Annotated in this window: 10 protein-coding genes; 6 read left to right on the plus strand and 4 right to left on the minus strand. The window is 36.9% G+C overall.

The window, feature by feature from the left end:
• Positions 1–5 precede the first annotated feature (5 nt).
• Positions 6–308 carry a hypothetical protein gene (locus tag ACSLUO_RS16555; protein ID WP_448250230.1) on the minus strand — a complete coding sequence of 101 codons (303 nt, stop codon included), beginning with the start codon at positions 306–308 and terminating at the stop codon, positions 6–8.
• Between the two features lie 296 nt (positions 309–604).
• On the opposite strand from ACSLUO_RS16555, the gene ACSLUO_RS16560 reads away from it, so the two are divergent.
• From ACSLUO_RS16560 to ACSLUO_RS16570, 3 genes are all read left to right on the plus strand, one after another.
• On the plus strand, positions 605–1,351 hold the full coding sequence (locus ACSLUO_RS16560) for a SapC family protein (RefSeq protein ID WP_448250231.1): 747 nt from the start codon (positions 605–607) through the stop codon (positions 1,349–1,351).
• 292 nt (positions 1,352–1,643) lie between these two features.
• A complete protein-coding gene (locus ACSLUO_RS16565) occupies positions 1,644–3,119 on the plus strand; it encodes a coiled-coil domain-containing protein (protein ID WP_448250232.1) in 1,476 nt (491 codons plus the stop codon).
• Positions 3,120–3,188: 69 nt separating this feature from the next.
• The gene (locus ACSLUO_RS16570) at positions 3,189–3,773 is read left to right on the plus strand and encodes a YjaG family protein (RefSeq protein WP_448250233.1); all 585 of its coding nucleotides are present in this window, start codon (positions 3,189–3,191) and stop codon (positions 3,771–3,773) included.
• A gap of 69 nt (positions 3,774–3,842) precedes the next feature.
• Here the strand turns inward: ACSLUO_RS16570 and ACSLUO_RS16575 are convergent, their stop codons facing one another.
• Positions 3,843–4,244, minus strand: a complete 402-nt coding sequence (locus ACSLUO_RS16575; protein WP_448250234.1) for an MAPEG family protein — start codon at positions 4,242–4,244, stop codon at positions 3,843–3,845.
• A gap of 146 nt (positions 4,245–4,390) precedes the next feature.
• On the opposite strand from ACSLUO_RS16575, the gene ACSLUO_RS16580 reads away from it, so the two are divergent.
• Both ACSLUO_RS16580 and ACSLUO_RS16585 read left to right on the plus strand, forming a co-directional pair.
• Complete coding sequence (locus ACSLUO_RS16580) at positions 4,391–5,419, plus strand: DUF2817 domain-containing protein (RefSeq protein ID WP_448250235.1); 1,029 nt, start codon at positions 4,391–4,393, stop codon at positions 5,417–5,419.
• The gene (locus ACSLUO_RS16585; protein WP_448250237.1) at positions 5,416–6,210 is read left to right on the plus strand and encodes an alpha/beta fold hydrolase; all 795 of its coding nucleotides are present in this window, start codon (positions 5,416–5,418) and stop codon (positions 6,208–6,210) included. Before ACSLUO_RS16580 ends, ACSLUO_RS16585 begins: the two co-directional genes overlap by 4 nt.
• Positions 6,211–6,265: 55 nt before the next feature.
• On the opposite strand, the gene ACSLUO_RS16590 is transcribed toward ACSLUO_RS16585, so the two are convergent.
• Both ACSLUO_RS16590 and rsmD read right to left on the minus strand, forming a co-directional pair.
• Complete coding sequence (locus ACSLUO_RS16590) at positions 6,266–7,372, minus strand: polysaccharide lyase family 7 protein (RefSeq protein WP_448250238.1); 1,107 nt, start codon at positions 7,370–7,372, stop codon at positions 6,266–6,268.
• Positions 7,373–7,927: 555 nt separating this feature from the next.
• Positions 7,928–8,521: a 16S rRNA (guanine(966)-N(2))-methyltransferase RsmD gene (gene rsmD, locus ACSLUO_RS16595; protein ID WP_448250239.1), complete on the minus strand. Its 594-nt coding sequence runs from the start codon at positions 8,519–8,521 to the stop codon at positions 7,928–7,930.
• A gap of 118 nt (positions 8,522–8,639) precedes the next feature.
• Between rsmD and ACSLUO_RS16600 the strand changes: the two genes are divergently transcribed.
• A partial coding sequence (locus ACSLUO_RS16600; protein WP_448250240.1) for a hypothetical protein occupies positions 8,640–9,011 on the plus strand: 372 nt, incomplete at its 3' end.

Below are 9,011 nucleotides of genomic sequence, written 5' to 3' on the forward strand. Positions count from 1 at the left end.
AGTGGTTACAGCTGAATATCGTATTTTTTAAATTCGGGGTAATTTTTAATGTCGTCACACCAAGTACTAAAATCTCGGTGATTATAACGATGATCTGTCGCTTTATACCATTTCGAGGCTTGAAAAGGCGGTAGGCGAAATTTAATTTTGTAACCGTCTATCGCTAAATAACAGGCTAATTCGAGTGAGGTTTTATTGATCACTTTAGCACGGGTTAATTGTTCGTTGGTTTTACCAAAAATGGTTTCAATATGAGGCCTAGCTCCGTAAACATGAGGAACTAATAAGAGTATACATAATAAAGCCATTAGCCTTTTCATGATGATATTAATATACCATTTAAATAGTTTATGGTTTGAACTGTCGAAATGTTATTGCAGATAAATGATCGCCTAATATTGATGATTATCTTTTTTGGTATTTTGAGTATAGCGCGTTGAATAAAAACTGATGAATATTTAGTTAAAATAAAATAAATTGAAATTTACTGTTGAAAGTTGAATATCTGGCTCCATAACTTATCCATACAACAAAACTGAGTTTGAACCTTCGTTTGATTTTCGTTTAATCACTGGCTCAACAAAACAATAAGAGAACAAGAATAATGGCTAACTTTACTCCCATCAAAAAAGATCAACACCAAAATTTAAAAGTTTCAGATAAGCGTGGTTTGGAACATATTGCTAAGCAGCATTTGATTGGCTCAAATGCAAAAGAATATAATCAACTTGCTTTAAATTTCCCGTTATTTTTTATTAAAGAAGGAGAAATATATCGTTCAGTTGCGCTATTAGGTTTACAAGCAGGCGAAAACTTATACTATCAAAATGATCGTTTAAACGCGTTAAACATTCCTCAATCATTAGCACTTTCGCCGTTTGCGTTAGGTTTAGACACAGAAAAAGAGAATACTTTAACGGCTTGCATTGATATCGACAGCCCTTATGTTGGTGAAGATAAAGACATTGCGTTATTTGATGCTGAAGGCAACGAATCAGACGTATTTAAATCGGTACAAGAATCATTAGGTAACTTGTACGAAAATGAAGTAATGACTGAAAAGTTCATTAAAGAATTAGTAGATAACGATTTATTACAAGAATTTGAATTATTGATCAACTTAGCTAGCGGTGAGAAAAAACGCTTAGTTGGTTTATACGGTATTGATGAGAAAAAACTAAACACGTTATCAGATGAAAAAACGTTAGATTTCCACAAACGTGGTTTGTTTATTCCAATTCATTCAATGATGGTTTCTATGGGCCAAGTTAATCGTTTAGTACAATTACGTAATGAACATACCGATCAAAAAGTGGCAGGTATTAAATTACAACCAAGAACAGCTGATTAATTTGTTAACGAATTATTCCAAAAAAGGAGCTTCGGCTCCTTTTTTATTACCAATAAAAAGTTGAATTAATTGAAATTAATAGCTAAAAATAGTGAGATAAAATTCTATTATTAAAAATTAACACCTTTAAGACTATGTGTTAGGGTTAAACATTATTTAATATTAAATGTTTAATTTTAACTCGGTAAAAGACAAACCAGCCGCTAGCAAGCAAGTGGTTATCCCGAGTTACATAGCTAGCCAATAAAGTTTTCTTTATTGTTGGTGTCTTGTGTTGAACAATGAGGTGAAAATGGCTGAACAGGATAAACTTCCTGCGGGAGTGGAAGAACAGCTGCAAGGTTTAGCTGGTGACATATATCTGCAATTAGAAGATAAATTTGTTGAGCTGTTAACCGTAGTAAATAATAACCAGTCATTCTCGTCAGCTGATGTGATGGCAAGTGCTGAGTACAAAAAGCTACAAGCAAGCCATGAAACAAATCTTGAACAGCTTACCTTATTATCGACCGAGCTAGCCGAACAAAAATCGCAGCTTGCAGCACAGCAGCAAATTAATGCGGAGCAATCTGCTCAATTAAAACAAATTCAAACCAGCCAAGAAAACGATCAGCAACAAGTACAAACATTAAGTCAGTCTATTGCTGATGAGCGCCGCGAGCTAAGTCAAAAAGTTAATGAATTAACTGAAGATAATCAGCATTTATCTTCGGAACTTAATAATAAAAACAATGAAATATCAAGCTTACAAAAGCGTTTAACAACCACTTTAACAGATTCTGAGCAGTTGCAGGCAGAGTATCAGCAAGCTGAACAAACCGTTAAAACGTTACAGGAGAGCTTATCTGAAACTGAACAAGCCTTAGCTGAAAGCCAAAGTACACAAGTAAAATTGAATGAGCAATTGCAGCAACAAAGCAAGTTCAATAATGACCTTAATGAGCAACAGGCGAGCTTAACAACGGCATTACAACAGAGCCAACAGGCAGCAGATAAAAACGCCAAACAATATCAGCAAGAAAATACCAGTTTAAACAATAAAATTAAAAGCTTAGAAGCTCAATTAGCGCAGCAAAAAACAGACTATAACAGCTTAACCGCTCAGCATGAGTTGTTAACCGAAGAACTGCAAAAAACTATAAAGCAGCATCAAGATGCCGAGTTAGCCGAACAAGAAAAAACTGCTGAGTTAACAATCGCTAATACACAGTTAACGAACCAATTAGAAACCGTGCAAGAGCAATCAGAGCAAGAAATTTCAACATTAAATAGCCAAGTAATCCAGTTGACGCAAGAACTGAGCGAACTACAATCGTCACTTGAAAAAGCGATGACAGAAAAAGACGAGCAAAGCCAGCAGCATCATGATGATAAGCGCCAATTAAGTCAAAAAGTGGATGAGCTTGAAGCTGTGGTGAAAGGGCAAACTCAGCAAAATAAAAACTTGCAAGATAGTGTCTTGGAACTTGAGCAACAACAGCAAGAATTACTCGACATTAAACAACAAGGTCAACAGCTTATTACTAAATTAGAATCGCAAGTACAAAAAGCACATGAAAACATCACCACTTTACAAGATCGTTTTCATGCCAAGCAAGAACGACAAGAAGTTGATTACAATAAAGCTCGTGAAACTATTAAATATTTACGTGACGAAAACCTTGAGTTGAATGCTAAACTTGAGCAAGAAGTATCGGCGTTAGAAGAAAAAGTTACTGAATACCGTTTACGTTTTGAATATGCACAACAGCATATTGCCAAACAGTAGCTTATTTTTGTTTTAATTTATCTGCAAACACGCAGCTGCCTTTAATCATTCATTTAAAGAGAAAAACTTTTGATCCACTTACCTTTTAAACAATTCAGCCAATGGCAACAAGTTGCTTTTTCTGCCGCATTAATAGAGCGTATGTTGCCTAATTATGTGATGTTTTCTGAAGTTGAAAACACTGGTGAAAGTAAAGTATTACGTAATCAGTTGGATTTAGTTTGGCAATGGCTAGATAAAAAAAATAGGGTGAAAATTAATTACGATGCTCAATTTATAAAATTAGAAGAGCAAACCCCTGATCCTGAACTATTTGATAGCTTTGGTGTTTTTCCAGCCGTTGATGTTTGTATGGCGATTTTATCGTTATTACAAATTATGCAAGATAAAGACAGTGATGGCGCTGCCAGTGTCAGTCGTTTATCCCAAAATAGTGTCAGTTACTTCTGTGAATTAGAATTATCGCAAGTGGAAGAAGGCGAAACGGATGCTGATAGCAGTATTACTGATCATCCGTTAATGCAATGGGAAGTAGCCACACAAAATGAGCTATTTGATTACATTAAAAATAGCCCAGAAGAGAAAAAAACAGGTCAGTTAGCCAAAGCCTTAGTGTTAGAAGAAGGCATGTCCAATTTAGGTATTGAAATATAGTACCATCAGCTGAATATTGAAAATAACTATATTCAGCTGAATTAAAATTATCAACCTAGTCGAGCGAGACTATTGAATCGCAATTAATAAATTTATCCACATCACTAAAACACATAACAAGCCTAACCAATAAATGGTCATGCGATGTACAAGTTTGTTATAGGTTAAATGGATATACGAATGCCAATATCTAAACGCGACAAATAGCCACGCGAATATCAAGCCAGTGATGCTATTTAGCGCTAAAACGACATGTAAAGTCGCGGCAATATAAAATAATAAGGGTACTTCAAATAAGTTATTAAAATTTCGGGTAGATTTAGCTACATCATCTGGTACTTGCTCTCCCGCCATTAATTTAAAATATTTTGCGTCAATATTGCCACTTTTTACACTGGCAAAACGTCTTTTTATTGCAACGGTGCCGACAATAAATGTTAGCAGCACCATTGCCGCCATTGCATAAATCATGATTATTTCCTTAAAGTTTTTTGCTGAATAAGCCATCTTAATGTAGCTAATATTAGCTTACAAACATAAAACTTCTTAAAAGTTTCATAAAGTTAATATATTGATCCGCTAAATTTAAGGTATTACTCACTAACCGCAAGGTTGTCATGCCACTGCACTTTACCGATGACTTATTACCTGAGCTTCGACAAATTGAATTTATTGTTGCTTCAAAACCGGCCTGCTTACGCAATCAAGTGATTGCTGAAGTGCCATGTGAGAATAAACTTATTCCCATTCATGCTTTTAGCTTAGGTTGTGAAGATAAAGCCGCACCGGTTATGAGTTTTATTGGTGGTATTCATGGCTTAGAGCGCATTGGTTCACAAGTGGTACTAGCGTATTTAGAAACCTTATTAGCGCGCTTGCTGTGGGATAAAAATCTACAAGTATTATTAGAAAATGTCAGATTAAATTTTATCCCTTTAGTGAACCCGATCGGAATGGCATTTCAATCACGCTCAAATGGTAACCATGTTGATTTAATGCGTAATGCGCCCCACGACAGCGAAGAGCAAACCGCGTTTTTAGTTGGTGGGCATCGATTTTCTAAATTATTACCTTGGTATCGTGGTGAAAAAGAAGCGGGTATGGAAATTGAGTCGCAGGCATTATGTGATTTTATTGAACAAGACACCTTTAATGCGCCACTGAGTATTGCCTTAGATTGCCATTCAGGCTTTGGTATTACTGATCGTATTTGGTTTCCGTATGCCAAGAGTAAATTGCAACCAATTGCTCATATTGGCGAAATGTATCATTTGCGTGAATTGTTATTTCAATCCTACCCGCATCAAGATTATATTTTTGAACCGCAAGCTAAGCATTATTTATGTCACGGTGATTTGTGGGATCATCTTTATGATAAATCACTGGGTCAAACTACGACCTTTTTACCATTAACATTAGAAATGGGCTCTTGGCGCTGGGTGAAAAAAAATCCGTTACAATTAATGCAAACCTTAGGTTTGTACCATCCGATGAAACCACACCGAGTGAAACGGGTTTTAAGAGGGCATTTAATTTTAATGGATTTTTTAACGCGCGCGGCAGCATCTTATCCTAATTGGTTGCTTGATTGTAAAAGTTTAGACATGAAGCAAAAAGCGACTTCACTTTGGTATAACAACGAATGATAAAACAACCCTATCCGCTCGTGTTTATTCGTGGTTTATTGCGCTCCCAATGGCATTGGGGCGACTTTAGAACCAAGGTTGTTGAACAATTTCCGGATCGACAATGCTTATTTTTAGATATTCCCGGTAATGGTGAACGTTTTCAGCAAAAGTCACCTTGCCAGATCCGACAAATGACATTGGCGTTAGTAACACAACTTAAAGCAGTAAATTTAGCGGCGGATAAAGTTGATTTGGTGAGTATTTCAATGGGCGGCATGATCGCATTAGATTGGGCAAGTTATGCACCAGAGCAAATAAACTCTGTAGTGTTAATTAATACCAGTTTAAAAAACTTCTCACCTTTTTATCAGCGCTTGCAGCCGAAATCTTGGTGGTTGGTGTTAACTATGCTGTTTAAAAACAAACAACAAAAAGAACGCCAAATTTATCAATTAACTTCTAACTTTTCTGTAGCGGCTCCCTATGTTAGCCAGCAAGACAAAAAAACACATCAACAAATAACCATTGCTCATTGGCTCAAGTTAGCGCAGCAACAGCCGGTTAAATTTATCAATGGCTTACACCAGCTTATCGCCGCAGCCAGTTTTACGTTAACAGAAAAGCCCAAGGTGCCAATTACGTTATTGGTTAGTGAGTGTGATCAATTAGTAGCTAAACAGTGTAGTGAGCAATTAGCCCATGCTTGGCAGCTTGAGTTGGTGAGTCACCCGTGGGCTGGGCATGATATTGCACTTGATGATCCAGATTGGCTTTGCCAGCGTTTGTCACTTATCCCGCGTTCGGATTAAGACAAAAAAAAGTCAACTCCGAAGAGTTGACTTAACAGGAGAAGCTTTTTCTAATTTATTCTGGTTTAGTTGCGTCACTTAATACTAACTTTGAAAAAGCGACACTAGTGTAATCGCCATTGGCTTTATCTGTTGCCCAAACGCCAGTACCAGGACATGCGGTGTACCAGAAAAGTTCATCGTCTTTTGTACTACATTGGTTATAAGCACCGGCTTTAAAGTATAAAAAGTCGCCTTTGTAACCTTGCGGATGATCTTTTTCATCTACTTTGCCGTACGCGTCGACATTGTTTGATAAATCAATTTGGTATTTAACCGTACCTTGTTTTTCATTTTCAAAGGTTAAGTACATAATGTTGTTATAAACATTGATTTCGTAGCTAAAGCTTTCGCCTAACTCAATACCTTTATCACCAGGATCGGCTGGGTTTTCCCAAGTATTGCCCCAAACAGGGTAAGCAATATCTGTACGATCTGGGTTTTCTTTTTCTAAATTACGTTCGTAATTCCAAAATACTGAGCCAGTTTTATGCTCAGGCCATTTTTTGTAATAAATTTTAATTGGCTCGTTACCCCAACCAAAACCATTGCCTTCGGCAACAATGTTTTTATCTTTGGTGGCATGAATTTGTCCAACAACTACTGAATAGGCAGGCTTTTTATTTTTATAGCCAGCGCGTTTAGCAACATGATTAACCTTAAGAGTGGCATTCATTTTACCGCCAATAATTTCCGCTTTGTCATTTACCGCTAAAGCAAAGTTATTACCTGGTGCATGGGTTTTAATTTTTTTATTTTTACCGCGAGGCATTTGGCGTAGCTCACTACGAGTGTTTGATGAACCCGAAGTCGTTTTAGCTTTGTTTGGTACGGTAAATACCATCTCTTGATTTTCGTTCAAATAGAAAAAGTCAGGATGTGAATAGCGCTGTATTTTACGGACACTAATTTCATCAATTTTACCGTCGTTATTATCATCAAGCGGTAAGGTTATTTTCCAATGACTGAGATCAAAAGCATCGGCAGGAATAACGGGTGTTTTTGTTTGGGCCGTTTTATTTGCAGCATCGTCGTTATTTGGTGCTGTTGAGCCACAACCGACTAAAATTATTGATGCTAACAAGCTTAATGTTACCGGTACGTTTAACGTGAATCGTTGCATATTTCACCCTTACTTAAAAAAAATCAATTAACTGTACCACTTATTATTGCTTGCCAAATACAACCAATATTCAATAAGTGTTATTACCAGTTGGTTGTACTTAGCATACCTAACTTTTGTTGGGATGTTAAATAAAAAGACGAAAAAAGATTGTGGATAACTGAGAGTATATGGCTGTTAATTGCAATAAAATTAACTAACTCAAAGATAAATAAGAACTTATTTTGATGTTTAGATTAACCTTGGTCTTGCCGTGCACTTAATTTCAAAATTGGTCAGACAATAAGTATGGTTATAATGCTCAATGAAATAACTTCATCAGTACTAAGTTATATTTAACCTGAACTCGGGATAAGAAATAAGCTAACGATATGAAATACATATATTTTGATGTTTTCTCTATTCTAGCTTGATGTTTTTTCTTAGTACAAGGCAAATTTGAGCGCCAATAGCGAGTCTATTGCAATCAAATTTAACGCAGTAATAATGAAAAACAGCTGCTAGAAAGCAAGTTGTTATCCCGAGGTTCAGGTTCTGTTCTTTACCTTGTTATGGTTAGCTATTGGCGCTTACTTGATAAAGCCGATATGCGACTTGACCTGCAACTTTTTCTTTTAACAATTGCCAGTTTTCTGGTATCGCTAGTTGGGTTTCTTGTTCTGCTTCTAAATAAACCAGTGCTTTAGGTTTGAGCCAACCTTGGTTTAATAAAGTTAATGTTTGCGTGATTAATTCTTTCCGAAAGGGGGGATCGATGAAAACCAGATCATAAGGCTGTGGTGCTTGCTGCAAAAATTGCAATGTGTCGGTATTGATGACTTCGGTATTATTGGCAGTTAATAATTGTTGGTTTTCTTTTAATTGTTTTGCCGCCACTTTGTTTAATTCAATCATAGTGACATGGCTAGCACCACGCGAAAAAGCTTCAAAACCTAAACTTCCCGCACCGGCAAAACAGTCTAAACAATGGCTGTCGCGAATGTATGGCATTAGCCAATTAAATACCGTTTCTTTGACTCTATCCGTTGTTGGTCTTAAACCTTCAGCTAAAATAACCGGTAATTTTCGACCACGATGCTGGCCGGCAATAATGCGGATAGAACCTTTGTTTTGCTTAATGTTGGTTTTTTGTTTAGCTGGTTTACGCATTTGTTTCAGGCTTATGTTTTTCAATAGTGATTAAGATGTTAATATATCGTCAATTTTACCCCTTATTACGATTAAATTGCTATTCAAATAGTAATTTCACCATATTGAATAAAATATTATGACCAAAAAGAAAGGTATGTTTTCTTGGCTTGGCCTCGGTGGCAGCAAGAAAAAATCAACACAAGACGACGTAATTGAAACGGTTAAAGATGAGAGTTCAACAGAGCAGCCAACTGAATCGGTAAATCAGGAATCAGTAAATCAGGCACAAGCTGAACTTGAAAGTACCATTGCACCGGCATCAGAGGTTGAATTAGCGGAACAAACGCTTGTACCGCAAGAACAGCCAGTGGAAACTACTTTGCCAGAGCCAGAGCCAGAGCCAGAGCCAGAGCCAGAGCCAGAGCCAGAGCCAGAGCCAGAGCCAGAGCCAGAGCCAGAGCCAGAGCCAGAGCCAGAGCCAGAGCCAGAGCCAGAGCCAGAGCCAGAG

The organism is Thalassotalea agariperforans (assembly GCF_053470345.1).

Coding starts and splice junctions, on each gene's coding strand:
- ACSLUO_RS16575 (WP_448250234.1), bottom strand. CDS start 4,244: ATGATTTATGCAATGGCGGCAATGGTGCTGCTAACATTTATTGTCGGC.
- ACSLUO_RS16560 (WP_448250231.1), top strand. CDS start 605: ATGGCTAACTTTACTCCCATCAAAAAAGATCAACACCAAAATTTAAAA.
- ACSLUO_RS16580 (WP_448250235.1), top strand. CDS start 4,391: ATGCCACTGCACTTTACCGATGACTTATTACCTGAGCTTCGACAAATT.
- ACSLUO_RS16590 (WP_448250238.1), bottom strand. CDS start 7,372: ATGCAACGATTCACGTTAAACGTACCGGTAACATTAAGCTTGTTAGCA.
- ACSLUO_RS16555 (WP_448250230.1), bottom strand. CDS start 308: ATGGCTTTATTATGTATACTCTTATTAGTTCCTCATGTTTACGGAGCT.
- ACSLUO_RS16565 (WP_448250232.1), top strand. CDS start 1,644: ATGGCTGAACAGGATAAACTTCCTGCGGGAGTGGAAGAACAGCTGCAA.
- rsmD (WP_448250239.1), bottom strand. CDS start 8,521: ATGCGTAAACCAGCTAAACAAAAAACCAACATTAAGCAAAACAAAGGT.
- ACSLUO_RS16585 (WP_448250237.1), top strand. CDS start 5,416: ATGATAAAACAACCCTATCCGCTCGTGTTTATTCGTGGTTTATTGCGC.